The following is a 25439-nucleotide window of genomic DNA, read 5'->3' as shown; positions in this document are numbered from 1 at the left end:
TGGCCCTGGCTGGCCCTGGCTGGCCCTGTTCCGCAGGGATTTACACGGTTTCAGGCTCGCCGCAGGGGGCTTTTTCAAGGGAGACCCCGTGGGTCACCGGCGCCGTGTGCCGTGTTGAGATGAGGGTGTAGATCGACGGCAGCACAAACAGCGTGAACAGCGTGCCCACGACCATCCCCACCACAATCACGATCCCCAGGCCAAAGCGGCTGCTGGCGCCCGCGCCGCTGGCGAACAGGAGCGGCACCAGACCCACGACCATGGCGGCGGTGGTCATCAGGATCGGGCGCAGGCGGATGCGCGCCGAGCGGATGATGGCGTGGGCCGGGGAGCAGCCACTGGCCTGTTGCAGTTCGTTGGCGAACTCGACCATCAGAATCCCGTGTTTGCTGATCAGGCCAATCAACGTCACCAGGCCGATCTGTGTGTAGATGTTGAGCGTCGCCCAACCCAGCGCCAGCGGGATGAGGGCGCCGCAGATCGACAGGGGCACGGTGATCAGGATGATCAGCGGGTCGCGCAGGCTCTCATACTGTGCGGCCAGCACCATGTAAATGACGATGATGGCGAACAGGAAGGTCATCATCAGCGCGTTGCCTTCGTGGATGAACTGCCGCGAGTCCGATTGCCAGTCGTGGCTGAAGCTGGCAGGCAGTTGTGCGCTCTGATTGGCCAAAAAGGCCACCGCTTCGCCAAGGCTCACGCCTGGGGCCGGGATGCCCTGAAAGGTGGCCGAGTTTTGCTGGTTGAACTGTTTGAGGCGGTTGGGCTGGATGTCACTGTGCAGGCTGACCACGGTCGACAGTGGCACTTGCACACCGCTGTCAGTGCTGACGTAAAAGCCGTTGAGCGCGTCCGGGGTCAGGCGCTGTTTGGCTTGCGTCTGCGGGATCACGTCGTAGGAGCGGCCCTGCAAACCAAAGCGGTTGGTGTAGTTTTCACCGACCAACACCGCCAGCGTGCTGGCGATGTCTTGCAGGCGAATGCCGAGGCTGTTGGCTTTGCTGCGGTCGATGCGCACTTCAGTCACCGGGTTGTTGAAGTCCAGGTCACTGTCGACCACCGCGAACAGGCCGCTGGCCCGCGCCTGCTCCTTGATGTCTTGCATGGCTTGATACAGCGCGCGGTAATCCTCGGTGCTGCGAATCACCAGTTGCACCGGCAGGCCGCCGGTCGAGGCGGGCAGGGGCGGCATCTGGAAGACGAAGATCGAGTTGCCTTCCACGGCGTCCACCTGTTGTTGCAGCTCGTTCTGGATCTGTGCCGCGCTGCGGTCGCGCTGACCCCATTCGCTGAAGTTGATCCCCGCGAAGCTGGCGGCAACCCCGTCGGTGCCGTTGATGATCCAGGTGCTGGTGGTTTCCGGGATCCGGGCCAGCAGTTCGCTCAGTTGGGCAGCGTAGCGCTCCACGAAGTCGAGGTTGGCGTGTTGCGGGGACTTGATCGCCAGCAGCAGGTTGCCCTGATCTTCGTTGGGCGCCAGTTCCTTGTCCGCGTGGCCGTATAGCAGCGGCAGGCTCAGCAGCACCAGCAGGCCGAACGCCAGTACCGCGCCGCGTGCGCGCAGCGAATGCACCAGCCCGCGCTGATACAGGCGCGACAGGCGGTGAAAGAAACCCTCGGCCAGCAGGCTCATGCGCCCTTCGCTCTGGCCGGGCGGCAGCAGTTTGGCGCACATCACCGGCGTCAGGGTCAGGGCGATCACGCCGGACACCAGCACCGCGCCCGCGAGTGTCAGGGCAAACTCCTTGAACAGCGCCCCGGTGAGGCCATTCATCAAACCGATGGGCATGTACACCGCGGCCAGGGTGATGGTCATGGCGATGACCGGCGAGGCGATTTCCCGTGCGCCAACCAATGCGGCGTCAAGCGGCGCGCGGCCTTCCTTGATGTGACGGTGAATGTTCTCGGTCACGACGATGGCGTCGTCCACCACCAGGCCGATGGCCAGCACCATGGCCAGCAAGGTCAGCAGGTTGATGCTGAACCCGAACATCGCCATCAGCGCCAGCGCCCCGAGCATCGACAGCGGGATGCTGAGGATCGGGATCAGCACGGTGCGCCACGAGCCCAGGCACAGGAAGATGATGACCACCACGATCAGGATCGCTTCGAGCAGGGTTTCGAGCACTTCCAGAATCGAGGCTTCGATAAAGTGCGCGGTTTCGAACGCCAGCGCCACCTCGACACCGGGCGGCAGGGTCTTCTGGATGTCGGGGAGCAGGCGCTTGATGCCCTCGACGATCAGCAGCGGGTTGCCCTTGGGCGTGGCGTACAGGCCCAGGTGAACCGCAGGTTTGGCGTCCATCAGGGCGCTGGTTTCATAGGCGGCCGAGCCCAGTTCGATCTCGGCAATGTCGCGCAGGCGCAACAGGTGGTCGCCACGGTTGCTGATCACCATGTCGCGAAATTCATCGAGGGTGTTGAGGTCGCTGTTGACCTGGATCGAGGACACCACGTAGTGGCCCTTGATCTGCCCCGGTGCGGCCTGAAAGTTGTTGGCGCGAATCGCCTGTTCCACCTGATCGGCATTGATGCCGTGGCCCGCCATGCGCTGCGGGTCGAGCCACACGCGCATGGCCAGGCGCTGGCCACCAAACGTGTCGACCTTGGCCACCCCTTCAAGGGTGGAAAACAACGGTTGCACCACGCGGCTGAGGTAGTCGGTCAGGGCGGCGGCGGACAGGGTGTCGCTGGAAAAGCCGACGTAGGCGACAGCCGTGGAGTCCCCGGCCGAACGCTCGATGACCGGGTCATAGGCCTGCTCGGGCAGGCGGTATTTGACCTGATTGACCTTGGCAATCACTTCACTCAGCGCCTTGGCCGAATCTTCGTTAAGCGCCATGCGCAGGGTAATCACACTGTGGCCCTGCACCGACGATGAACTGACGTAATCGACGCCTTCCACCGATGCCAGCGACTGGTTGATTGGCTGGGTGATGAAGCCTTGCATCAACTCGGCGGGCGCGCCGGGGTAATCGGTGCTGACGGTAATCACCGAGCTTTCCAGCAGCGGGTACTGGCGCACGGGCAGCCCCATCCAGGCTTTTAGACCGGCGAGCAGGATCATCAGGCTGACCACCAGCGCGAGCACCGGGCGGTGGACGAAAATGTCAGTGAATTTCACTTTTGCGCTCCTGCTTCGACGGCCAGCGCGGCGCTGGTCACCGGTTCGATGCTCGCGCCATCACTGAGCTTGATCTGGCCCGAGGTCACGACCTGGTCCTCGGCCGACAGGCCCTTGTCGATCACCACCCGGCCATCGCGCCGCTCGCCGGTCTTGACCGACACGCGGCGTACCGTGGGCGCGCTTTTTTCATCACGGGCCGGTTGCACCACGTACACGTCTTCGCCATAGGCGCTGTAGGTGACGGCGGTTTCCGGCAGGCTCAGGGTGTTTTCCGGCATGGCCTGTGGCAGGCGCACACGGGCAAACATGCGCGGCAGTGCTGCGCCAGGCGGGTCTTGCAGGCGTGCCTGAACGCTCAGCGTGCGGGTGCGGTCCAAAAACGGGTCGACGCTGCTGACCACCGCCGTGACCGGTTGGCCGGGCAGGGCATCGAGTTCAATCAGCAAGGGGCTGCCAGTCTTAAAGTGCGCCAGGGCTTTTTCGGGCACGCTGAAATTGACGAACAGCCCTTTATTGCCGATCAGGTTGATCAGGGTGTCGCCAGGGTTCACGTATTGGCCCATGTGCACTTTGCGAATACCCAGCGTGCCGGCAAAGGGCGCACGAATGGTGCGCTGCTCGATCTGTGCCATGAGTTCCTGCAAGGCCCCGCGTGCGGTGGTGTATTCGGCCTGGGCATCGTCCAGGGCCTCGCGCGACACGGCGTTGGAGGTAATGAGTTTTTGCAGGCGTTCGAGGCGTACGCGGGCGTTGTCCACCTGACCTTGCAAGCGCACCCGTTGCCCGCGCTCGGGGGCATCGTTAAGACGCACCAGCACTTGACCACGCTCGACCCGTTGCCCGGACTCGATGGGCAGCTCGACGATACGCCCGCCGATTTCGGCCGGCACGCTGACTTCTTCCACCGCTTCGAGCTCGCCGATGGCCTCCAGGTAACGGGTGAAGGGCTGGCGACTGACCGGCGCCACGGCCACCTTGATCGGGGCCGCCACATACCCGGCCGGGGCAGGCTGTTGCCAGCGCCAGACTCCCCAGGCCACGCCGGCAAGTACGAGAGCAATCAGGGCCCAAAGGGTTGTGCGCCGGATCAGCGGACGAGTGCTTGCAGCGACGTGAGGCATGATCTTCTTCCTTAAAGAGGCAATCAGTAAATCGGCCAACAGCCCGGCGTGAGCAATTCGACGAGGTTATGGTCGGGGTCGCGGAAATACACACTGGAACCGCCTTTGGGCCATTGCGTGCGGCCTTCGATGGCCACACCGCTGTCGTCCAGTTTTTGCTGCCAGGCGGGCATGTCGTCGGCGTCGATGGCGAAGCACACGTGAATCCGGCCGTGGGCATCGTGCGGTGGGATTTCGCCGCCGCTCAGGTATTTGGTTTCAAGGGACGCCCCGCGTTTAAACAACAGAAGCGTGTTGAGGTCGCCGACGTTAAACGCGACCAGCACATCGCTTTCGACCATGACCTCCAAATGAAGGGTTTTGTAGTAAAAATCTTTTGCTGCTGTAAGATCTTTCACGTAAAGAGCGGTTTCAATTATCCGTTTGAGTTGAAGCATGGGGCGCTCCGTATCGGGAAGGTAATCCCGGATTTGTGAATGACAGGATGGTCATGGTTTTACTGCGCAATATTGATTTGAACCTGTTAGTGGTGCTCGACGCGCTGCTGACCGAAAAGCACGTCACCCGCACCGGGGCCCGGCTGCATTTGAGTCAGCCGGCCATCAGCCACTCTCTGAGCAAGTTGCGGGTGTTGCTCGACGACCCGATCCTGATCCGTCAGGGCAGCGAAGTGGTACTCAGTGCCCTGGCGCAAAACCTGCAGGCGCCGCTCAAGGAAATCCTCAGCCAGATTGAAATCCTGCTCGGTAAGTCGATTGACTTTGTGCCCGCCAATTCTCACCGCACCTTCCGCCTGGCGATGTCTGATTACGGCGCGGCGATCGTGTTGCCCAAGCTGTTGCGGCAACTGCGCGCCGAGGCGCCGAACACCACGCTGGTCGTGACCCAGGACAGCCGCCACGGCATGCTCGAACAGATTGCCCAAGGCAAGATCGACCTGGCGTTGGGGGTGTTCCCCAACCTCAGCGCGGACATCTCCAGCGAAGTGCTGTTTGAAGAAACCTTCTCCTGTCTGCTGGATCGCAGCACCTTGCCGGCCAACGGCCAGCTGGATTTGGACAATTACCTGTTGCGCCCGCACATTTCGGTGTCGGTGGACGGTTGTTCGAACGGTGAAATCGACCGCCTGCTGCGTGACGAAGGCTTGCAGCGCCGCATCGCGGTCAGTGTCCCGCACTGGCGGACCGCCCCGAGCATGATCAGCAACACCGACCTGATCCTCACCGTGGCCACCCGTACGCTGGATAACGCGTTGCTGGATGAAGAACTGGTCAGCCTCAGCCCGCCGTTGCCGATTCCGCCGTTCCCGTTTGTGCAGCTCTGGCACAACCGTTTCGGCGAAGACCCGGCGCATAGGTGGCTGCGCGAGCAAGTGCGGCAGGTGGTCGGTCATGCAGCCCCCGTGACCTGAGCCGGGCGCAGGCGTAAACGCAAGTCCTGACCCAGTTGCGTGACATCGAACAGGGTGAAGTCCAGCGCTTGCTTGAGGTGCACCAGCTCCGGCATGTGCACCAGCGGCCGGGCCAGATCGCCCAGCAGTTTGGGTGCCATGTAGACCAACACCTCGTCCACCAGACCGGCTTTGAGAAATGCCCCGGCCAGGGTCGGACCGGCCTCGACCATTACGTCGTGCAACCCGCGCTGGCTGAGCTGGCTCAACAGTTCATGCAGGTCGAGCCCGTAGATATCGCCGTCGACGCGCAGCACTTCGGTGGTCTGATTCGCGGGCAGAGGCGTGTCGTGGCGCACCACGTGCAGGCTCGGGGCGCTGCTGTTAAACACCTGCGCACTGGCCGGGACTCGGGCGGCGCTGTCCAGCACCACGCGCAGCGGCGCGACGGCTTCGGGCGAGGAAAGCTGGCGCACCGTGAGCAGCGGGTCATCCCCCAGCACGGTGCCGCTGCCCGTGATGATGGCGGCACTGCGGGCCCGCCATTGCTGCACATCGGCACGCGCCTTGGGCCCGGTGATCCATTGCGAGCGGCCGTTGCTCAGCGCCGTGCGCCCGTCCAGGCTCATGCCCATTTTCAGTTGCACCCAAGGGCGCTGGCGCTGAATGCTCGACAGAAAACCGCGATTCAACTCACTCGCCGCTTCGCGCATCAGCCCCACCTTGACCTCGACCCCGGCGGCCCTCAACGCGGCAATTCCTTGGCCATTGACCTGTTTGAACGGGTCTTCAAGGGCCACGATCACTCGGCTGACACCGCTTTCGATCAAGGCCTGATGACAGGCCCCCGTGCGGCCGATGTGGCTGCACGGTTCCAGCGTCACGTAGGCGGTGGCCCCCTTGGCCAGGGCGCCTGCCTGGCGCAAGGCGAACACCTCGGCATGCGGCCCGCCCGCCCGCCGGTGCCAACCCTCGCCCACGACGCAATTGCCGTGAGCGATCACACAGCCCACCCGAGGGTTGGGCCAGGTGGAGTGGCTGCCACGCTCAGCCAACGACAGCGCGTGTTGCATGTGCTGAAAGTCGACTTCGGTGAAATAGGTCATGACAGCAGTGGCCTGCCTGCACGCGCCGTGATCGGGTAAATGCGACCGTCGTAGGCGCTGGCCAAAAAGCCGTTGCCGTTGGCCGCCTGGGTCAGGCAGGAAATGCCGCTGGCGGTCGGCTTCTCGAACTTCTCCCAAAGGCCGGTGCGTACATCGAACAGGGCCACAGTGCCGCCATAGCTGCCGGTGGCGATCAGGTTTTGGTCCTTGGACACGGCGATGCACTTGATTGAATGGTTGTGCGGGGTTTCGAAGACTTCACTTTCGCCATTGCGCCACAGGCGCAGCTTGAGGTCGCGGCCGATGCTGGCGAATCCGCCCTCAATTTGCGTGCAGCCGTTGGAGATGCGGTCGTGCGCCTTGTCCAGATAGGTGTGTTCGGTGAAATCGTCAATCGTGAAGAACGCCGCTGCTGCGGTGGCACACACGCTGAAGATATAGGTTTCGTCAGCGGCAATGCCTTTGATGGCGTTGTCGTGCATGGCCACTTCCGTGAGGAAGACGGGCTGCTGATGATCCAGTTTGAATATCAGCGCTTCACCGGTGTACGTGCCGATGGCCGCGTGCAACTGGCCGTCTTTGATGAACGTGGTGCCGCAGTTCAGGGGCGAGCGGTGCTGGTACAGGGCCTGTCCGGTACGGGCGTCGAACACCGTGCCCATCTGGCCGCCGGTGAGTACGCTGTCGCCGAACGGCAGCAGGAAGTTGCACAGGCTGCCGGCCTGGGTGTTGGCCACGCCGTTGACGTGCAGGATGCCCGCATCCCCGATGCTGAAAATGTCATCGTTGACCAAGGCCACGGCGTTGAGGCTGATGGCTGGTTCGATGCCGTCCAGGTCCCAGATCTGGGTGCGGAAGTTCCAGGTGGCATAGCATGAGCCGAAGGTCACGAACGCAATACGGTCTGTGCCGAGCAGGGCGCAGCTGCGTGGCCAGATGATGCTGGGCAGTGAGGTTTCGGCGGTTTTTTCCAGACGGTTCTGGCTGTTCAGGTGCCAGAGCATCACGGAGCGGTCATAGCTGAGGCTGATCAACAGACGCTGGGCGTCGTCCCAGATGATGCGCTTGATACCTGCGGTGTGAGCCGGTTGCAGGAACGTGCCCTGGGCGCTGATCAGTGAGATTTTGCCCTCGTCGTCACCGGCGAAAATGATGCCGTCGCGCGACAGGGCCACGGTGTCGGTTTCAACCCCGCCCAGGTCAATGATTTCCAGTTGTGCGCCGGTCATGGCGTCCCAGCGGCGGATCGAACCGTCGTCGCTGCTTGAAACCAGCGTGGCGCCGTCAGCGGCCCAGCACACTGAAATAACATCGGCGGTGTGGCCTTCGAGGATGCGCAGGGTGCGGCCATTGAGGTCGAACAGACGCAGCGTATGGTCGCGTGAGCAGGTGGCGATGGTTTGTCCGTCAGGCGAGAACGCGGCCATTTCGATGTCGTCATCGTGGCCGATCAGCACTGCTTTCATGCGCAGGCTCGGCACTTCCCAGACGCGCGCGGTGTAGTCACTGCTGGCGCTGACCAGCAGGGTGCCGGTGGGGTTGAACGCGCACTGGTTGGCCAGGTGGTCATGCACCACGCGCTGAATCGGGGTTTTGGTGGTGGCATCCCACAAAATGACCTGATTGTCATAACCGGCAGTGGCGACATAGAAATCTTTAAACGTGGCAATACCGCTGATCGGGCCGAAGTGCTTCATGTGTATTCATCCTGAATAGGTAAAAGTGCGTCATGCCGTGCCGTTAAAAACCGATTGTTTGCAAGGGCTGCCACAGACGATAAATAACGGGGCCCCTGCAAAGAACTTGCGGGTATTTAATGGACGGACTTATTTGAACAAGTTGATGTGGTGATTCTTTTTATTGATCTTGGCTTGTAAATAAGGCCGGTTGTGCCGGGTCAAAAACACCCCGGTCGGGATCACGTCGTCCACCTGCACGCCGTTGTTTTGCAGGGCGATTACTTTGTCCGGGTTATTGGTAATGACCCGGCAATGTTGCACCCCCAGTGCTTTCAACATATGGGCTGCTTCCGTGAAGTCGCGATCATCTTCACCAAAGTTCAAATGTTGATTGGCTTCAAAGGTATCCATGCCAGTGTCTTGCAGGCGATAGGCATCCAACTTGGCATATAAGCCAATCCCGCGGCCTTCCTGGCGCAGGTAAATCAAATAACCGCCTTCTTCGTGCATGCGCTCGATGGACTCGGACAATTGCGGGCCGCAATCACAGCGTTGGGAACTGAAGACATCTCCGGTCAGGCATTCAGAGTGCAAACGCACCAAAGGACTATTGATCGACGCCGGACCCAGTTTGATAACGATATGTTCCTTGTCGGCTTCCAGCCCCGTAAAGCTGTAAAACGTACCGGGGATACCCGATTCATTCAGGTGGATATCTACCTGGTTTCTAACGCGCAGCGGGTTCATAGAATTCCTTTCCTATTAACGGATTTTTATTAGTTGGGGTTACAGCGTTTCAGCGAGCCTGAAGCCCATGACATAGATTTCGCGCGGGTATTTGCCATGCCGACGGCAGTTGCGGGCCAGGTCGCGAAACCGTGTAAAGCTGCCGCCCCGTGCGATGCGGTGGTTGCCTACCACGGTGACCAGGTCATCGCTGATGGCGTGTCCGCCGGGGTAGGGGGCATAGTCGTCGGCCACGTATTCTTCAACGTTGCCCGCCATGTCCATGCAGCCGAAGGGCGAGGCGCCCAGGGGGAACATGCCCACTGGGGTGGTGTTGAAAATGCCCATTTCGGCGGTATTGGCGTGTTCCGGCAAAAAGCGCTCACCCCACGGAAACTCAAGGTTCTCCGGCCCGGCCGCCGCGTATTCCCATTGCGCTTCAGTGGGCAAGCGGAAGGCGCGCCCCGAGCGCAGGCTCAGCCAGGCCACGTAAGCGTCGGCGTCTTCTGCGCTCAGGCCGTAGACCGGATGGTTCGAACGTTCCACCGGGAATTGCCCAAATGCCCAGTTGGTCGGAATGCGCGGCTCCAGCGAATCTTCGAGAAAAGCTTTGTATTCCAGATTAGTGACCGGGTATTTGCCGATGGCATAGGGTTGAAGCTGCACCGTGTGGCGCGGCACTTCCTTTTCGATCCAGCTGCGGTCCAGCCCCAGCCCTTGCATCCTGTCCATGACACTGTCGACCCTGGCTTCATCCAGCCCGGTTTCAATCCAGCCACCTTCGATGCGGATCATCGGCGGGTTAAGCACATCCAGACGCGGGTCCAGGGTCTCGGCCAGGTAGCGGCCTGCCGCCAGGCGGATCGGCAGCGCGGCGTGCGGGTCTTCCACGCGCCGCGTCAGCAGGCTGGCTGGCGCTTGAGTCAATTGCTGCCACTCAGCCAGCGGCAAGGCCAGGTTGAGGCCCGGCTGGAAGTGCTCTTCGAGCCCCATTAATTGGCGGTCAGTCATGTGCGCGGTCAGCGGGCCGTCAAATACCGGCCAGTGGGGAAACGCCTTGGATGTGTTTGACACGTCGAACTCCACTACAGATGCAAAAGGTGTCAGAGGGTGCAGACCAGGCCGGTTTGCAAACAGTTGCGCTCAAAGTCACCCCAATAGCCTTCCGGGAATTTCTGGCGATTGGTTTTGGAGATCAACGGGCGTTGCCAGTGATAGTCGCTGAACCCCGCCTTGCGGATGGCCCGCTCGTAGTCTTCGTGGCTCCAGCGGTAAAAAGTGAATTCGCTGGGTGGCGTGGTGACAAATTCTGAAGGGCAGCGGAATCCGCCTTCGTGAGGGTTTTCGCTTTTGACGTGTACGCCGTACTTGGTGAAGTTGCCGTCTTCAAGGCGGAAACTGGGGTCGACGGTGTAGGCAATCAGCTTGCCGCCGGGCTGCAGGTTTTGCGCAACGGTGTAGAACATCGCTTCCAATTCGGCGGGCGACTGGGCGTAGTTGAACAGCCAGGCAGCGGTCACGCGTTCAAATTGGCCCATCACCGGCATCTCGCAGACGTTGGCCACGTGAAACTCAATGGCCTCGTTGTTGCGGGCCGACTCCTTGCGTGCCAGCTCGATCATCGACGGCGAGATATCAACCCCCACCACCCGCGCCGCGCCCTGACGGTACAGCTCGCGGCCGAAATACCCATAACCGCAGGCCAGGTCCAAAACGGACTTGCCTTTCACATCACCCACCATATGAAAGAACGTTTCGGTTTCAACGGAACGTTGCGATGCGGTGTCGGTGAAGACTTCAAAGCGATCGCCAATGGCGTCATAAGCGGTAAAAGAACTCATTGCTCACCTATTAAGTGTGATTGCTGTTATTAAATGCCGACCCCTGATAAAGGCCGGTGGGTGAAGTTGTTGCCTTTAAACGCGTCGCGGATTAACTGCGTACCGCAATTAAAAAACCGGCCAGTACCACACTGACGCCAATGATCTTTTGCAGATTGAGGGGTTGTTTGGGTAAGCCCACTAACCCGAAGTAATCAATAATGACCGAGATGGTCAACTGGCCGATAATCACGGCCATGATGAAGTTGAGTGCACCCAGTCGCGGCACCAATATCAGGGCGGCGGTGATATACAACACACCGGCAATGCCGCCAAACCAGATCCACCAGGGACCTGCTTGCAGGGCGGCAATATTGGGACGAGGTACTTTAAAAATCAGCATGACCACCATCACGGCAATACAACTGACCACCAAAGACACGGCAGTGGCCCATAAGGGATGTCCTAATAACACGCCCAGTTTGGCGTTAGTGCCTGCTTGCAAGGGCACTGCAAAACCCGCCAATAAACTCAAGACAATGGATACAAATAAACTCATGGTGCGTGCCGTCCTTTTTTTTAATCTTGTACGGCGAATATAAAAACAGGGCCAATTCTTTGTTCTAATGCGCGATATTCGCGAGGTGGATCGCCTGGCTACAGGCCTTGAGCCATAAGGCATTGAGGCTGCTGGGCGATCGAGGGTGCGCATGCAGCAGAGGCGGGTTTACAATCGCCGCACTTGAAGGGAGTAACCCAGTGCTGACTCATTTGGATTCACAAGGCCGTGCCCACATGGTGGATGTCACCGACAAAGCCGTGACCTTTCGCGAGGCGGCGGCCCAGGCCGTGGTGCGCATGCGCCCCGAAACGCTGGACATGATCGTCAGTGGCGGCCACCCCAAGGGCGACGTTTTCGCCGTGGCGCGCATTGCTGGCATTCAAGCGGCCAAGAAAACCTCTGACCTGATTCCCCTGTGCCATCCGTTGATGCTGACCGGCGTCAAGGTCGAACTCAGCGCGCAGGGCTCCGATGCCGTGTTGATCGTGGCGCGTTGCAAGCTTTCCGGGCAGACCGGCGTCGAGATGGAAGCCTTGACCGCCGCCAGCGTTGCGGCACTGACCGTGTATGACATGTGCAAGGCCGTCGACCGCGGCATGACCATCGAAAGCGTGCGCGTGCTGGAGAAGCGTGGCGGCAAGAGCGGGCATTTCAAGGCCGATGCGTCATGAAGCTCAACGTCATGTATTTCGCCCGTTACCGTGAAGCCTTGGGGCGGGACAGCGAGCAGGTCGAAGGCGTTTTTTCATCCATTGCTGAGCTGCGCTCGCACCTGTTGCAACGTGGCAACGCGTGGGACGTACTGGCTGAGCCCAACCTGATGTGTGCGCGTAACCAAGACCTGTGCAAACTCGATGAACCCTTGGCAGACGGCGACGACGTTGCGTTCTTTCCGCCGGTTACGGGAGGCTGAACATGGCCATTCGCGTCCAGACAGAGGCGTTCGACCCTGGCGTTGAGGTCAACGCCCTGCATGCCGCCAACGCAGGCGTGGGCGCCGTGGTCAGCTTTGTTGGCTATGTGCGCGACTTCAACGACGGTCGCGACGTGGCGGGCATGTTTCTGGAGCATTACCCCGGCATGACTGAAAAAGCGCTGGGCAAGATCGTCATCGAGGCCGAGCAGCGTTGGCCGTTGCTCAAACTTGAAGTGCTGCACCGCGTGGGCGCCTTGCAACCGGGAGAGCCCATCGTCTTTGTGGGCGTCGCCAGCGCCCATCGGCAAGCGGCGTTCGACGCGTGTGCCTTTGTGATGGACTACCTGAAAACCCGGGCGCCGTTCTGGAAAAAGGAACACACCCCCGACGGCCCGCGCTGGGTGGAGGGACGCGCCAGCGATCACGCAGCGGCTGATCGCTGGACGTAGGGTAGGGGGGCGGTCATTCACCGGCCGATCCCGTTTCTTTTAAAACATTCCGAATCGTCTGACACGTGATTCCTAAGCTAATCCTGTAGCGTCCCGTCCTCAGTTTCTGAGGAACCAAGGATGTCCACCGTTAGCCGCCAAACCCGCTTCCAGCTGACCCTCATGGGCAGTGACCAGCCCTTTTCGGTGCTGGCATTCAAAGGCGAAGAGGCCATCAGCGAGCCGTTTTCCTTTGACCTTCAACTGGTCAGTGAACGGCCCAGTCTTGACCTCGAAACCCTCTTGCACCAACCCGCCTGGCTCTCGTTTGGCCCCGGTCACGGCATTCATGGCCAGATTGAGCGCATCACTCGCGCCAGTACCGGCAAGCGCCTGACCCATTACCGCCTGACCCTGGTCCCAAGCCTTGCGTACCTCGCGCATCGCACCAACCACCGGATTTTCCAGCACCTGAGCGTGCAGCAGATCATCCAGCAGGTGCTTGAAGAGCACGGCCTGCTCAGTGACGTCTATAGCTTTGCCGGGTTCTCGGAGTACCCGCCTCGCGACTATTGCGTGCAATACGGCGAGTCGGACCTGCACTTCATCCAGCGGCTGTGTTTTGAGGAAGGTTTTCACTATTACTTCAGGCATTCGCCCGACAGGCATGAGCTGGTATTCGGGGATAAACAACAGGCCTTTACCCCGCTCAAAGCGCCCACACCTTACGTGCCGGGCAGTGGCCTGGTTGCGCAAGGCCCTGTCGTCCATGATTTTCAGATGAGCCTGCAAGCCTGCACCAACCGCACGTTTACCCGCGATTACGACTTCGATAAAGCCGGGCGCACCCTTGAGGCAGACAGCCAGTCGCCCTCCAGCATGCGCCCGCTGGAACGCTACACCTATCCCGGCCGCTTCACCCGCGATCAAGAAGGCCTGCGTCATAGCCTGCGCACGCTGGAGCGCCATCAGGCCCAACACTGCGTGGTCAGCGGCCAGAGCGATCAGCCCGCCTTGCTCAGCGGGCATTTTCTGACCCTCAGCGAGCACCCGACCCCTGCAAACAACGCGCAGTGGCTGCTGACCCGCGTGCGGCATGAAGGCCACCAGCCGCAAGTGCTGGAAGAAGCGGCGCCCGCCGCCGACGAAGGGTTTCAGGGCTATCGCAACACTTTTGAAGGAACGCCGGAGATCGGCACCTTTCGGGCCCCGACGGTGTACGAAAAGCCGCGCATTTTCGGCAGCCAGACCGCCCGCGTCACCGGCCCGGCGGGCGAAGAAATCCATTGCGACCCGTATGGCCGGGTGCGGGTCAAATTCCATTGGGACCGCAGCCCCGTCACCGATGAACGCAGCAGTTGCTGGCTACGGGTTTCGTCAAGCTGGGCGGGGGCGCGCTATGGCGGCGTCAGCGTGCCGCGGGTCGGCATGGAAGTGCTGGTGGACTTCGTCAACGGCGACCCGGACTGCCCGATCATTTCCGGGTGCCTGGCCAACAGCCTCAACCCGTTACCGCTGGACTTGCCAGCCAACAAGAGCCAAAGCGTGTTCCGCAGCCGCAGCACCCCCGGCGGCAACGGTTACAACGAACTGCGCATTGAAGACCGCCAAGGCCAGGAGCTGATCTACCTGCATGCGCAGCGTGACCTTGAGCAACACATCAAACACGACAGCCGCTTGCAGGTCGACGGTCAGCGCAGCGAAACCGTGACCGGCAACAGCATCAGCGTGCTCCAGGCCGAAGAACAGCGCACCGTCAGCGCGGACCGCAAAGTGCAGATCCTGGGCAGCGATCATCTGCACGTTGCAACCAGCGCCCATACCCGTGCCGGACAGAGCGTGCTGGCCGAAGCCGGGCAGGAAATACACCTCAAGGCGGGCGCCATGGTGGTGCTGGAAGCGGGCGCAGCGCTGACGCTGAAGGCGGGCGGGCAACATATCGTCATCAGTGCGGCGGGGATTTATTGCAGTTCGCCCATCCAGCTGGGAGGCGTGCCAATACCGGGCACGCCGGCGATGCCGTTAACACCGGGCGCGGTGGAGGTCTTGCACAGTGTTGAGCTGGACCCGGCGACCCAGATACAGGCATTGAGCCTCAAGGCACCAGCGTGTCCGCAGTGCGAAACCTTAAAAAAGACCGTTGCAGTGGGAGGCGCTCATGCTGACGCCTGACGCCTTGCCTCGCGACCTGCCCTGGCAGCGCAATGCCTATTTGTTTCTGGACGGTATCAGTGTGAGCAACCTGCGCGTCCGGTTGCACGAGTGGTTCGACGCGCCGGATTTCCAGCTGTTGTATGCCAACACACCGCTGGCGTCCTGCAATGCCGTCTCTCCCTGCCTGGTTACGCTCAACGGCCTGCAAACGCCAGGCTTGCAGCCTTATTTCAAGCAGATTGCTGAAGAATGGGGCTACCTGATTTTCAGCCAGGCCAGCGCCTATGAGGTCATCTGTCATTTGCGCGCGCTGCTCAATGCGCAGTACCCGCAAGGGCCGAATGTCTGGTTGCGGGTGGCTGACCCCGCCGTGATGCACGCCTTGCTCACCCATGCCGCCAGCGCGCACACGCCACACATGTTCGGCCCGATGGAGCAGGTGGTGCTGCCGGATGTGGTCAGCGAGGCGTGGCACCACCATGTGCGCAACGGTGATCTGCCTCAGCCCTTGGGGCCTCAACCGTATGCGCTGTGTGATCGCCAGGTGGCCTTGCTTGATGAGGTTCGTCTGCGGTCTACCTGGATCAACCTGCATCAGCACGTGCGTGGAGCATTCCCGCATGCGCCGATCGGTCAGGACGCGCCAGCGCGCTGGGCGTGGATTCGCCAAATCACCGAGGAGGCGTATGGGTTGGGATTCAGCAGCGAACACGACATCTGCCTGTACGCCAACGTGCAAGTGTTATTAGGGCATGACGGGGTGACACAGCACCCCGACATCGTCGAATTGCTGACCCGACCGTCCTCGCTCACGCCTGCCCAGCGCATTACACACGCCGCTGAGGACCTCACGGCATGAGCGCAGGGCGAGATAAAGCCCATACCCTTGGTCCTGGATGGCCTATGTCCCCTGTTGGGTGAAGGCGACAGGGCATCCCGAGATTAAACAACAAGGGTTCAAACAGGCGGCGAAGGCGCTGGAGGTTTATGGGGTAGAGAGCCAAGTCGCAGGGTTAACCCTCCGGTTTGGAGTACCGGCTCGTCATGACGTGAGGGCCTGCGGCAGCAATCAAAAAGGGTGATTTAAATGAATGAAGATCGATATGAGCACACACCGCGCGCGGGCGACCATGCTAAAGCCGCTGATTGTGAAATGTTGTTTCTAGCGCCCAAGCCGGTTCCCACGGGGTTTACGCCCTTTAGTATTCAGAAGATAAATCGACACACGAGTGATGTGTTTATAGATGTGGGACCTGGAGTCCGTAATTTCGAGTTTGAGTTTCGACTGGCTGCGGGATTCTTAGTGAGTGTGGCTTTAATTTTTACGATTTTGAATGTGATTATTTCTTTGGGCGCTTACGCCCAAGGGCATGATTTCAGGCGTGTGCTGATCGATAACGTTAACAATGCCTATGTGCTGGGGGGTGCAGGGTTCCTGTTGATCGCCGTCGGGATGTTTCTCTATAAGTGGGTCAAACGCGATATGACTCATCCCTGCATGCGTTTTAATCGCCAGCGCCGCGAAGTGGCGTATGCGCCCAAACATGGCCAGCCGCCGTTTATCGTGCCGTGGGAGGAAGTGGTTGCCGGGGTTACGTTCAGCCGGACGGTCAATGAACACATAAAGGTGACTGCTTCGTTGATGATCGGATTGCATGACCGCGCCAGTGGCGCTCTGGAATGGATGAGCATTCCCAGGGATAACCTGAAACTGGCGATCAGCGAGTGGGAAGCACTGCGGGTTTATATGGAAGAAGGGCAGCTGCGGGGGATGCGGGACACGTTGTTGACGGATGAAGCATGCACCCCCGGCACGGTTGCCCACTTCCATCAGTGCCGCCGGGTATACCGCGACACCCACTCGGCGCTGGCGTACTGCTTTGGATTTTTGATGGTTCAGTGGTGTAGCGGCTGGACCTTGCCCTGCCGACTGGCTCAATGGCTAAAAACGCGGCCCAAGGCGACGTTTCCGAAGTCCATTGTTGAATGGTCGACATCACTCCCCCCGAAACACCATGCCAAGCCCAGCGCCGAGTTGCTGCAAAAAAGTGCGCAGATGCGCGAGGCCTATGGCAAGGGCATAAACGTGCTGGGGTATTTCAATATTGAAGTCCCGGATCGGGTTTGATTAACGACTGAGTCGTTCATATGGTTGAGATTTGTCCTGCATGAAACTCGGAACAGGATGATGTTTCGGCGCTGTGGAAGGGAGCAATGTCGCCGCTTTCATTCGTCTGGAATTTCCCTATGGCACAGGACACAGCACTCGCGGGCGTTAGGCCCGCCGAGTTTCATGTCATTTCGATCAAAAAGTTCATCTTCATGTACGCCATCACCATGGGGTGGTACTTGATAATTTGGTTCTATTTGCAGTGGAGGCAGTACAAGCGTTCGACCGGCGATAATGTGTGGCCTGCCTTCAGAAGTGCTATTGGTTTGTTGTATGTTTTTTCGCTCTTCAGCAAAGTGCAGTGCGCACTCGTTGAGTCCGGTCGCGACTATGAGTGGTTTCCGACCGCCCGCGCCATCGTGCTGTTTACCGCTTGGATCGTCTCGAACGCCACCCTGTTGATGGAGCCGGAACCCTTCCTGTTTGTGCTTCACGCAGGGGTGTTGGCGCTCTGCTGCTGGGGACTGGCAGGGGCTCAGAAGGCCATCAATTTTCTGCACAACGACCTTCAAGGCAAACAGAACCAGGCACTGAGTCTTGGCGAAAGCGTGTGCGCAGTCGGAGGGGGCGTTATGTGGGTGTTGTTGATCGTGACGTCGTCACTTGTGATGGATATGCCCATTGAATAAACGCGCCTGCGAGGTTGATTGATTGTTCGCAGGCAATAAAAAAACCGGGCACCTTCACAGGTGCCCGGTTTTTTTTTCAGCTTACGGTTACGGCATCAACCGATGGTCATCAAGCTGGCGTTACCCCCCGCTGCAGCGGTGTTGACGCTCAGGGCGCGCTCGATCACCAGGCGTTCCAGTGCGATGTTGGTTTCGCCCTGGGACAGACCTTGCACACCGACGATAGCGCCCGCACGTTTGGCCACTTGCTGGCACACATCGCGCAATTGGTCGCAGTCGCCATGGTGCAGCACGGCGTCGAACACCACCTCGTCCTTGGTCCAGTCAGCGACCTGTTTGATGCGTGCCTGTACTTCTTTGGGCAGGCGGGTCAGCAAGGCTTTGGCCAATTCGCTGTCCGGCACGACCGCCGAGCTGCCCACGGCCAGAACGGCAGCCAGTTGAGTCAGCAGGTCGCTTTCAGTGTCGGCCAGGCACAGCACGTGTTCGCGCGGCAGGATGGCGTAGCTGTTGCGCTCGCCCGTCGGGCCATTCAGCAGGCGGGTAATACCGCTTTGCGAATGGGCGGCGAACTCGCTGCACAGTTCGGCCAGTGCCGCTTGCTGATTGTTTTGTGCCCAGCTTTGCAGCGCTTTGAGGGGTTTGCTCAAGGCTTCGCGGGCCTGGGTGTCTGGCGCGCTGATGGCGTCAACTTTCGCGAACGATTGCTCAATGGCATCGGCCGGACGGGTCGACAGCAGGCGGAACAGGTACAACGGGCCACCGGCTTTAGGGCCAGTGCCTGACAGGCCTTCACCACCGAATGGTTGCACGCCGACCACGGCGCCGACGATGTTGCGGTTCACGTAGACGTTGCCCGCATTGACGCTGTTGACCACTTTGGCGATGGTCTCGTCGATGCGCGTGTGTACACCCAGCGTGAGGCCGTAGCCCGATGCGTTGATTTGCGCGATCAGGTTGTCGAGGTCTTTGCGCTTGTAGCGAACCACGTGCAACACCGGACCGAAGATTTCGCGCTCCAGCTCGTCAAAGCTTTCGAGTTCAATCAGGGTCGGCATGACGAAGGTGCCACGCTTGCATTCTTCGATGTCGGCAATAGCCATTTGGTACACGTTGCGACCCTTGTCGCGCATGCCCTGGATGTGTTTTTCGATGCCGGCTTTGGCTTCGGCGTCGATCACCGGGCCAATGTCCACGCACAGACGCTCAGGGTTGCCCATGCGCGATTCGGCCATGGCACCTTTGAGCATTTCGATGACGCGATCAGCCGAATCTTCCTGCAAGCACAAGACACGCAGCGCCGAACAACGCTGACCGGCACTGTCGAAGGCCGAGGACACCACGTCGATGACCACTTGTTCGGTCAGCGCCGAGGAGTCGACGATCATGGCGTTCTGGCCACCCGTTTCAGCGATCAGCGGGATTGGACGGCCTTGGGCATCCAGACGGCCCGCGATGTTGCGTTGCAGCAGACGGGCGACTTCGGTGGAGCCGGTGAACATCACGCCTTTGACGCGATCGTCGCCGACCAGACGGGCACCCACGGTTTCGCCACGGCCCGGCAACAGTTGCAAGACGCCTTCCGGGATACCGGCTTCCAGCAGGATGCGCACCGCTTGTGCCGCCACCAGCGGCGTTTGCTCGGCAGGTTTGGCGAGTACCGGGTTACCGGCAGCCAGCGCGGCAGCCACTTGACCGCTGAAAATGGCCAGCGGGAAGTTCCACGGGCTGATGCACACCACTGGGCCCAGTGGGCGGTGGGCATCATTGGTCAGGTCGTTGCGTGCCTGTACGGCGTAGTAGCGCAAGAAGTCGACGGCTTCGCGGACTTCAGCGATGGCGTTGGCGTAGGTCTTGCCCGCCTCACGTGCCAACAGGCCCATGAGTGGCTGGATCTCGGCTTCCATCAAGTCAGCAGCACGTTCCAGAATGGCCGCGCGTTCGGCGGGCGGGGTGGCCTGCCAGATCGGCGCAACGTTCAGGGCGCACTGGATCGCGTTATCGGCGTCTTCAACCGTGGCTTCCTGCACGTGGCCAACCACGTCACGCAGATCGGACGGGTTGAGCACAGGGGCCGGGGTTTCAGTGCTGGACGCGCAACCGAGCATCGGCGCGGCTTTCCAGTCATTGTGGGCAGTGGCCAGCAAGGCGCAGGACAGCGACGCCAAGCGGTGTTCGTTGGCCATGTCGATGCCGCTGGAGTTGGCGCGTTCGCTGCCATACAGGTCGCGCGGCAACGGGATGCGCGGGTGTGGCAAGCCGAAGCCGCCTTCTTGCGCAGCCATTTGCTCGATCTGCGCGATCGGGTCGGCCACCAGCTCCTGAATCGAAATGCTGTGGTCGGCAATGCGGTTCACGAACGAGGTGTTGGCGCCGTTTTCCAGCAGACGACGCACCAGATACGCCAGCAATGTTTCGTGGGTGCCGACCGGTGCGTACACGCGGCAAGGACGGTTCAGCTTGCCTTCGGAGACTTTGCCCACCACTTGCTCGTACAGCGGTTCGCCCATGCCGTGCAGGCATTGGAACTCGTACTGTCCGGGGTAATAGTTCTGACCCGCGATGTGGTAAATGGCCGACAGTGTCTGGGCGTTGTGGGTTGCGAATTGCGGGTAGATGGCTTCTGGCACGGCCAGTAGTTTTTTCGCGCAGGCAAGGTACGACACGTCGGTGTACACCTTGCGTGTGTAGACCGGATAGCCTTCCAGGCCTTCAACTTGGGCGCGTTTGATTTCGCTGTCCCAGTAGGCGCCTTTTACCAGGCGGATCATCAGGCGATGACGGCTGCGGCGTGCCAGGTCGATCACGTAGTCGATCACGTACGGGCAACGCTTCTGGTAAGCCTGAATCACGAAGCCGATGCCGTTCCAGCCCGCCAGTTGTGGTTCGAAGCACAGACGCTCCAGCAGATCGAGCGACAGCTCAAGGCGATCGGCTTCTTCGGCGTCGATGTTCAGGCCGATGTCATATTGCTTGGCCAGCAAGGTCAGCGACAGCAGGCGCGGGTACAGCTCGTCCATCACGCGCTCGTACTGGGCGCGGCTGTAACGCGGGTGCAGGGCCGACAGCTTGATCGAAATGCCAGGGCCTTCATAAATGCCACGGCCGTTCGACGCTTTGCCGATGGAGTGGATCGCCTGCTCGTAGGACGCGAGGTATTTTTGCGCGTCAAGCTCGGTGAGTGCTGCTTCACCCAGCATGTCGTAGGAATAACGGAAGCCTTTGGCCTCAAAGCGCGTGGCGTTGGCCAGGGCTTCAGCGATGGTTTCGCCGGTTACAAACTGTTCGCCCATCAGGCGCATGGCCATGTCGACGCCCTTGCGGATCATCGGCTCGCCGCTTTTACCAATGATGCGGCTCAGGGAGGAGGTCAGGCCCGCTTCGTTGTGGGTCGAGACCAGTTTGCCGGTCAGCAACAGCCCCCAGGTCGCCGCGTTGACGAACAACGACGGGCTGTTGCCCAGGTGTGGGTGCCAGTTGCCGGTGCTGATTTTGTCGCGAATCAGGGCGTCGCGGGTGCCTTTGTCCGGGATGCGCAGCAGCGCTTCGGCCAGGCACATCAGGGCCACGCCTTCCTGAGACGACAGGGAGAATTCTTGCAGCAGGCCTTGAACGATGCCTGCACGGCCACCGGCGCTCTTCTGATTGCGCAGTTTTTCGGCAATCGAGGCCGCCAGGGTTTGCGTGGCTTCGGACATCGGCGCAGGCAGACGGGCCTGCTCGATCAGCATCGGCACCACTTCAGGTTCCGGGCGACGATACGCCGAGGTGATCGCGGCGCGCAGTACGGATTGGGGCAGAATGCTTTCTGCGAACTCCAGGAAGCACTGGTGAGCGTGATCGGTTTGCACGTCGTCGGCGTCATCGCTGGCCGCGCCAGGGATACCGCTCAACTCGGTCAGGGTTGCACCACCCTCGAGTTTTTCCAGGTAATTGAAGATTGCCTGCTTGATCAGCCAGTGGGGCGTGCGATCAATCGAAGTCGCGGCGGCCTTCAGGCGCTCGCGGGTCGGGTCATCAAGTTTGACCCCAAGGGTGGTGGTAGCCATATTTTTATCCTCATGGGTGCCGCATTTGCGCGGCAGCAGCTGGCGGCAAGATTAGCTCCGCGCACAACGAGGTGCAACCTAGTGCAACCCGTTTTTTTGAGGATTGTTCGACACTTCGTCAGGAATTTTCCTTGGCTGGATTTTTTTGCACAGCGTTGGTGCTTTTTCTTTGCTTATGTGCGGTTCTTGCTCCGAAAAGGAGCAAAAAAACCGAATTGAGATGAAAAGGCGACAAGGTGCAACTTGTCAGACAAAAACTGGTTGCACCTGATTTGCTTTGTTGCATAGCATTCGCCGCTAAGGTGCAACCGCTTCACTGTTTGGTTCATCGGCTGATGATTTTCCTGGGGAAACGTCAGTTATAAATGCGCGGCTATGTTCTTCGTCTCAAACAGGACGTTTGTGAGGTCCCACCAGACCGCTGCTAAACATAAAAACAATGCCAGGGCTTAATTCAATGAGTGTTAGTAACCCAACCCTGATCACGTTCGTGATCTATATCGTGGCAATGGTGCTGATTGGCTTTATGGCCTATCGCTCCACCAACAACCTTTCTGATTACATTCTCGGTGGCCGTAGTTTGGGCAGTGTCGTGACGGCGTTGTCCGCTGGCGCCTCCGACATGAGCGGCTGGTTGTTGATGGGTTTGCCGGGTGCGATTTATGTTTCCGGTCTGTCGGAAAGCTGGATTGCCATCGGTCTGGTGACCGGTGCCTACCTGAACTGGCTGTTTGTGGCGGGTCGCCTGCGGGTACAGACCGAGCACAACGGCGATGCACTGACCCTTCCGGATTACTTCGCCAGCCGTTTTGAAGACAAGAGCGGGCTGCTGCGGATCATCTCTGCCATCGTGATTCTGGTGTTCTTCACCATCTACTGTGCTTCCGGCATCGTGGCCGGTGCCCGCCTGTTCGAAAGCACCTTCGGCATGCCGTACGAAACCGCACTGTGGGCGGGCGCTGCAGCGACCATCGCCTACACCTTCGTCGGCGGTTTCCTGGCGGTCAGCTGGACGGACACCGTTCAGGCCACCCTGATGATCTTCGCGTTGATCCTGACGCCCATCATTGTGCTGTTGGCGACCGGCGGCGTGGATACCACCTTCCTGGCGATCGAAGCGCAAGACCCAAGCAACTTCGACATGCTCAAAGGCACAACCTTCATCGGCATCATCTCGCTGATGGGCTGGGGTCTGGGTTACTTCGGCCAGCCGCACATTCTGGCGCGCTTCATGGCTGCCGACTCCGTGAAATCGATCGCCAAGGCGCGTCGCATTTCCATGACCTGGATGATCCTGTGCCTGGCCGGTACGGTTGCTGTGGGCTTCTTCGGTATCGCTTACTTCTCGGCACACCCTGAAGTGGCCGGTCCCGTGACCGAAAACCCTGAGCGCGTGTTCATTGAACTGGCCAAGTTGCTGTTCAACCCATGGATTGCCGGTGTATTGCTGTCGGCCATTCTGGCGGCCGTCATGAGCACCTTGAGCTGCCAGTTGCTGGTGTGTTCCAGCGCCCTGACCGAAGACTTTTATAAAGCCTTCCTGCGTAAAAACGCTTCGCAAAAAGAACTGGTGTGGGTCGGTCGCGCCATGGTGCTGGTGGTTGCGTTGATCGCCATCTTACTGGCGGCCAACCCTGACAACCGCGTTCTGGGCCTGGTGAGCTACGCTTGGGCAGGCTTCGGTGCCGCGTTCGGCCCCGTGGTTCTGATCTCTGTGCTGTGGAAAGGCATGACCCGTAACGGCGCGTTGGCCGGTATCGTGGTGGGCGCCATCACCGTCATCGTGTGGAAGCACTTCGAGCTACTCGGTCTGTACGAAATTATCCCGGGCTTCATCTTCGCCAGCATCGCCATTCTGGCGGTCAGCGCGATGGGCAAAGGCCCGAGCAAGATGATGGTCGAGCGTTTCGATGCGGCCGAGAAAGACTTCAAGCTGAACCAGTGAGTGGATTGAGCCTGGGCTCAAGTCACTGCCTCTGAAAACGGCCCGTCTCCTTTGGACACGGGCCGTTTTTTTATCCACAACCTCAACAGGCACGGAATTCAAGAAGGCGCGCCGTAGGAGGGGTCTTGGAGATTTTGACGAAGCGTCTGAGCCTGTTTTAACCCGTGATTCAACGACTAGCCTTGCACCAGCGCTCGCGTTCGAGCGTTCACTCAAGGAGGTTGTTAATGAGCAGGAAAGTCATTCGCGGCGATATATCGCTGCACAAAATACCGTTTCAGTTCCAGAGCCAGTATGTCTGGACGATTCAGCTGTTTACCGTGTTGCCCAACGGTGTTCGCAAGCAACTCGGGATGATCAGCGAACCCACCTCGATCAGAGAGCCCTGGAATTTTGCGTTCAACTTCGATGATGACCATACCCCCGACGGTGTTGGGCACTATGGGATTCGGGTTGAAGTACTGGATGGCACCGTGGTGGTGGCGGATGCCGATCAGAGCTTTTCGATTGCCTGGCATAACGACGCGCCCAGCTTTCAACAACTGGTGCTAGAACCCCAGGCCATCTGAGGGGAGCCGCCGTCGAGCGCAGGGAGCGGCATAACGCCTGACGACATGGGCTGCACAGGGTAAACTTCGGCCCCTGCGCAGGAGCAACCATGAACTATCGTCACGCCTTCCACGCCGGCAACCATGCCGACGTCCTTAAACATATTGTTTTGACCCGCCTCATCGCCTTGATGTCGCGTAAAGAGCAGCCCTTTGCCTACCTGGATACCCACGCGGGCATTGGGTTGTACGACCTTCAAGGGGATCAGGCCACTCGCACTGGCGAGTACCTGGAGGGCATTGCACGCCTGTGGGGGCAGAAAGACTTGCCCGCCGTGACGGCGGATTACATGCAAGTGCTGCACAAGCTGAACCCGGACGGTGAGTTGCGTTACTACCCGGGCTCGCCTGAATTGGCGCGGCGTTTGACCCGCTCTCAGGACCGCGTGTTGTTGAACGAGAAACACCCCGAAGACGGTGTGTTGCTCAAAGACAACATGAAGGGCGATCGTCGGGTTGCGGTGCATTTGGGGGAAGGCTGGCATGTGCCGCGTGCGCTGCTGCCCGTGGCCGAAAAGCGTGGGTTGATGCTGATTGATCCGCCGTTCGAAAAGCTCGACGAAATGAAACGCTGCGCCGAGTCGTTGAAAGAGGCCATCAGCCGGATGCGTCAGACGGTGGTAGCCATCTGGTATCCGATCAAGGACAAGCGTCAGCTGCGTCGCTTTTATCAGGATTTGGCGGGTTCAGGCGCGCCGAAACTGTTGCAGGTGGAGTTGTTTGTCCACCCGCTCGACACGCCCAATAGCCTCAATGGCTCGGGCTTGGCGATTGCCAACCCGCCTTGGGGCCTGGAAGAAGAGCTGCGCGAGCTGTTGCCGTGGTTGGCCAAAAAACTGGGGCAAACCCAGGGCGGCTGGCAGATGGAATGGTTGATCGCGGAATAAGGCATCGCCCGCACACACTGACGGTCAGGGCGGTGTGTGGTGGGTGGGCGCAGTCGGCGGCGGTATCGAATCACAGCCTCACGCAGCGTGGCAGCGACCACAGGGTGGCGGGTGTCTGT

General features: G+C 60.0%; 21 protein-coding genes. 11 read left to right on the top strand and 10 right to left on the bottom strand.

Annotated elements, in window-relative coordinates:
- Positions 1 to 40: 40 nt before the first annotated feature.
- The 3 genes from BKD70_RS10015 to BKD70_RS10005 are packed head-to-tail and all read right to left on the bottom strand — an operon-like array spanning position 41 to position 4688.
- Entirely contained in the window at positions 41 to 3127 is a 3087-nt protein-coding gene (locus tag BKD70_RS10015; RefSeq protein WP_047273464.1) for a MexW/MexI family multidrug efflux RND transporter permease subunit, read from the bottom strand.
- Positions 3124 to 4251: an efflux RND transporter periplasmic adaptor subunit gene (locus BKD70_RS10010; protein ID WP_047273465.1), complete on the bottom strand. Its 1128-nt coding sequence runs from the start codon at positions 4249 to 4251 to the stop codon at positions 3124 to 3126. The genes BKD70_RS10015 and BKD70_RS10010 overlap by 4 nt, the downstream gene beginning before the upstream one ends.
- A 23-nt stretch (positions 4252 to 4274) precedes the next feature.
- Positions 4275 to 4688 carry a VOC family protein gene (locus BKD70_RS10005; protein ID WP_047273466.1) on the bottom strand — a complete coding sequence of 138 codons (414 nt, stop codon included), beginning with the start codon at positions 4686 to 4688 and terminating at the stop codon, positions 4275 to 4277.
- A 47-nt stretch (positions 4689 to 4735) separates the two neighbouring features.
- Between BKD70_RS10005 and BKD70_RS10000 the strand changes: the two genes are divergently transcribed.
- On the top strand, positions 4736 to 5662 hold the full coding sequence (locus BKD70_RS10000; RefSeq protein WP_047273467.1) for a LysR family transcriptional regulator: 927 nt from the start codon (positions 4736 to 4738) through the stop codon (positions 5660 to 5662).
- On the opposite strand, the gene ribD is transcribed toward BKD70_RS10000, so the two are convergent.
- From ribD to BKD70_RS09970, 6 genes are all read right to left on the bottom strand, one after another.
- Entirely contained in the window at positions 5641 to 6747 is a 1107-nt protein-coding gene (gene ribD / locus BKD70_RS09995) for a bifunctional diaminohydroxyphosphoribosylaminopyrimidine deaminase/5-amino-6-(5-phosphoribosylamino)uracil reductase RibD (protein WP_047273468.1), read from the bottom strand. The genes BKD70_RS10000 and ribD overlap by 22 nt on opposite strands.
- Positions 6744 to 8444: a WD40 repeat domain-containing protein gene (locus BKD70_RS09990; protein WP_047273469.1), complete on the bottom strand. Its 1701-nt coding sequence runs from the start codon at positions 8442 to 8444 to the stop codon at positions 6744 to 6746. Before BKD70_RS09990 ends, ribD begins: the two co-directional genes overlap by 4 nt.
- A gap of 129 nt (positions 8445 to 8573) precedes the next feature.
- The gene (ribA, locus tag BKD70_RS09985) at positions 8574 to 9173 is read right to left on the bottom strand and encodes a GTP cyclohydrolase II (RefSeq protein WP_047273470.1); all 600 of its coding nucleotides are present in this window, start codon (positions 9171 to 9173) and stop codon (positions 8574 to 8576) included.
- A 39-nt stretch (positions 9174 to 9212) separates the two neighbouring features.
- Positions 9213 to 10163 carry an SUMF1/EgtB/PvdO family nonheme iron enzyme gene (locus BKD70_RS09980; protein ID WP_047273478.1) on the bottom strand — a complete coding sequence of 317 codons (951 nt, stop codon included), beginning with the start codon at positions 10161 to 10163 and terminating at the stop codon, positions 9213 to 9215.
- 92 nt (positions 10164 to 10255) lie between these two features.
- Positions 10256 to 10993, bottom strand: coding sequence for a class I SAM-dependent methyltransferase (locus BKD70_RS09975; RefSeq protein WP_047273471.1), 738 nt, complete (start codon positions 10991 to 10993; stop codon positions 10256 to 10258).
- 91 nt (positions 10994 to 11084) lie between these two features.
- Positions 11085 to 11531, bottom strand: coding sequence for a DMT family transporter (locus tag BKD70_RS09970; RefSeq protein ID WP_047273472.1), 447 nt, complete (start codon positions 11529 to 11531; stop codon positions 11085 to 11087).
- Between the two features lie 200 nt (positions 11532 to 11731).
- Here BKD70_RS09970 and moaC point away from each other — a divergent pair, with 200 nt between their 5' ends.
- The 7 genes from moaC (at position 11732) to BKD70_RS09935 (ending at position 17831) form a co-directional block, all read left to right on the top strand.
- Entirely contained in the window at positions 11732 to 12205 is a 474-nt protein-coding gene (gene moaC / locus BKD70_RS09965) for a cyclic pyranopterin monophosphate synthase MoaC (RefSeq protein ID WP_047273473.1), read from the top strand.
- The gene (locus BKD70_RS09960; RefSeq protein WP_047273474.1) at positions 12202 to 12447 is read left to right on the top strand and encodes a MoaD/ThiS family protein; all 246 of its coding nucleotides are present in this window, start codon (positions 12202 to 12204) and stop codon (positions 12445 to 12447) included. Before moaC ends, BKD70_RS09960 begins: the two co-directional genes overlap by 4 nt.
- Positions 12448 to 12449: 2 nt before the next feature.
- Positions 12450 to 12899, top strand: coding sequence for a molybdopterin synthase catalytic subunit MoaE (gene moaE, locus BKD70_RS09955; protein ID WP_047273475.1), 450 nt, complete (start codon positions 12450 to 12452; stop codon positions 12897 to 12899).
- A 120-nt stretch (positions 12900 to 13019) separates the two neighbouring features.
- Positions 13020 to 15050: a type VI secretion system tip protein VgrG gene (locus BKD70_RS09950; protein ID WP_070415363.1), complete on the top strand. Its 2031-nt coding sequence runs from the start codon at positions 13020 to 13022 to the stop codon at positions 15048 to 15050.
- On the top strand, positions 15037 to 15891 hold the full coding sequence (locus BKD70_RS09945; protein WP_052892132.1) for a DUF4123 domain-containing protein: 855 nt from the start codon (positions 15037 to 15039) through the stop codon (positions 15889 to 15891). The genes BKD70_RS09950 and BKD70_RS09945 overlap by 14 nt, the downstream gene beginning before the upstream one ends.
- A 228-nt stretch (positions 15892 to 16119) precedes the next feature.
- Positions 16120 to 17160: a hypothetical protein gene (locus tag BKD70_RS25330; RefSeq protein ID WP_052892133.1), complete on the top strand. Its 1041-nt coding sequence runs from the start codon at positions 16120 to 16122 to the stop codon at positions 17158 to 17160.
- An 86-nt stretch (positions 17161 to 17246) separates the two neighbouring features.
- On the top strand, positions 17247 to 17831 hold the full coding sequence (locus tag BKD70_RS09935) for a hypothetical protein (RefSeq protein WP_139047486.1): 585 nt from the start codon (positions 17247 to 17249) through the stop codon (positions 17829 to 17831).
- A 95-nt stretch (positions 17832 to 17926) separates the two neighbouring features.
- On the opposite strand, the gene putA is transcribed toward BKD70_RS09935, so the two are convergent.
- Positions 17927 to 21880, bottom strand: coding sequence for a trifunctional transcriptional regulator/proline dehydrogenase/L-glutamate gamma-semialdehyde dehydrogenase (gene putA / locus BKD70_RS09930; RefSeq protein WP_047273044.1), 3954 nt, complete (start codon positions 21878 to 21880; stop codon positions 17927 to 17929).
- 457 nt (positions 21881 to 22337) lie between these two features.
- On the opposite strand from putA, the gene putP reads away from it, so the two are divergent.
- From putP to BKD70_RS09915, 3 genes are all read left to right on the top strand, one after another.
- The gene (gene putP, locus BKD70_RS09925; RefSeq protein WP_047273045.1) at positions 22338 to 23825 is read left to right on the top strand and encodes a sodium/proline symporter PutP; all 1488 of its coding nucleotides are present in this window, start codon (positions 22338 to 22340) and stop codon (positions 23823 to 23825) included.
- Between the two features lie 227 nt (positions 23826 to 24052).
- A complete protein-coding gene (locus BKD70_RS09920) occupies positions 24053 to 24394 on the top strand; it encodes a hypothetical protein (protein WP_047273046.1) in 342 nt (113 codons plus the stop codon).
- Positions 24395 to 24483: 89 nt separating this feature from the next.
- Entirely contained in the window at positions 24484 to 25320 is an 837-nt protein-coding gene (locus BKD70_RS09915; protein ID WP_047273047.1) for a 23S rRNA (adenine(2030)-N(6))-methyltransferase RlmJ, read from the top strand.
- The last annotated feature ends 119 nt before the right edge of the window (positions 25321 to 25439 follow it).

It is taken from the genome of Pseudomonas sp. BS-2016, from assembly GCF_001806145.1.
In the GTDB taxonomy this organism is placed as follows: domain Bacteria; phylum Pseudomonadota; class Gammaproteobacteria; order Pseudomonadales; family Pseudomonadaceae; genus Aquipseudomonas; species Aquipseudomonas lundensis.
This window is presented reverse-complemented; position numbering and strand designations above follow the sequence as displayed.

What these genes read in the sequence shown, in the direction of transcription:
- BKD70_RS10000 (WP_047273467.1), top strand. Translation starts at nt 4,736, where the DNA reads ATGGTCATGGTTTTACTGCGCAATATTGATTTGAACCTGTTAGTGGTG.
- BKD70_RS25330 (WP_052892133.1), top strand. Translation starts at nt 16,120, where the DNA reads ATGAATGAAGATCGATATGAGCACACACCGCGCGCGGGCGACCATGCT.
- putA (WP_047273044.1), bottom strand. Translation starts at nt 21,880, where the DNA reads ATGGCTACCACCACCCTTGGGGTCAAACTTGATGACCCGACCCGCGAG.
- BKD70_RS10010 (WP_047273465.1), bottom strand. Translation starts at nt 4,251, where the DNA reads ATGCCTCACGTCGCTGCAAGCACTCGTCCGCTGATCCGGCGCACAACC.
- putP (WP_047273045.1), top strand. Translation starts at nt 22,338, where the DNA reads ATGAGTGTTAGTAACCCAACCCTGATCACGTTCGTGATCTATATCGTG.
- BKD70_RS09920 (WP_047273046.1), top strand. Translation starts at nt 24,053, where the DNA reads ATGAGCAGGAAAGTCATTCGCGGCGATATATCGCTGCACAAAATACCG.
- ribA (WP_047273470.1), bottom strand. Translation starts at nt 9,173, where the DNA reads ATGAACCCGCTGCGCGTTAGAAACCAGGTAGATATCCACCTGAATGAA.
- BKD70_RS09980 (WP_047273478.1), bottom strand. Translation starts at nt 10,163, where the DNA reads ATGACTGACCGCCAATTAATGGGGCTCGAAGAGCACTTCCAGCCGGGC.
- BKD70_RS10005 (WP_047273466.1), bottom strand. Translation starts at nt 4,688, where the DNA reads ATGCTTCAACTCAAACGGATAATTGAAACCGCTCTTTACGTGAAAGAT.
- BKD70_RS09960 (WP_047273474.1), top strand. Translation starts at nt 12,202, where the DNA reads ATGAAGCTCAACGTCATGTATTTCGCCCGTTACCGTGAAGCCTTGGGG.
- moaE (WP_047273475.1), top strand. Translation starts at nt 12,450, where the DNA reads ATGGCCATTCGCGTCCAGACAGAGGCGTTCGACCCTGGCGTTGAGGTC.
- BKD70_RS09945 (WP_052892132.1), top strand. Translation starts at nt 15,037, where the DNA reads ATGCTGACGCCTGACGCCTTGCCTCGCGACCTGCCCTGGCAGCGCAAT.
- BKD70_RS09950 (WP_070415363.1), top strand. Translation starts at nt 13,020, where the DNA reads ATGTCCACCGTTAGCCGCCAAACCCGCTTCCAGCTGACCCTCATGGGC.
- BKD70_RS09975 (WP_047273471.1), bottom strand. Translation starts at nt 10,993, where the DNA reads ATGAGTTCTTTTACCGCTTATGACGCCATTGGCGATCGCTTTGAAGTC.
- BKD70_RS09935 (WP_139047486.1), top strand. Translation starts at nt 17,247, where the DNA reads ATGTCGCCGCTTTCATTCGTCTGGAATTTCCCTATGGCACAGGACACA.
- BKD70_RS09970 (WP_047273472.1), bottom strand. Translation starts at nt 11,531, where the DNA reads ATGAGTTTATTTGTATCCATTGTCTTGAGTTTATTGGCGGGTTTTGCA.
- BKD70_RS09990 (WP_047273469.1), bottom strand. Translation starts at nt 8,444, where the DNA reads ATGAAGCACTTCGGCCCGATCAGCGGTATTGCCACGTTTAAAGATTTC.
- BKD70_RS09915 (WP_047273047.1), top strand. Translation starts at nt 24,484, where the DNA reads ATGAACTATCGTCACGCCTTCCACGCCGGCAACCATGCCGACGTCCTT.
- ribD (WP_047273468.1), bottom strand. Translation starts at nt 6,747, where the DNA reads ATGACCTATTTCACCGAAGTCGACTTTCAGCACATGCAACACGCGCTG.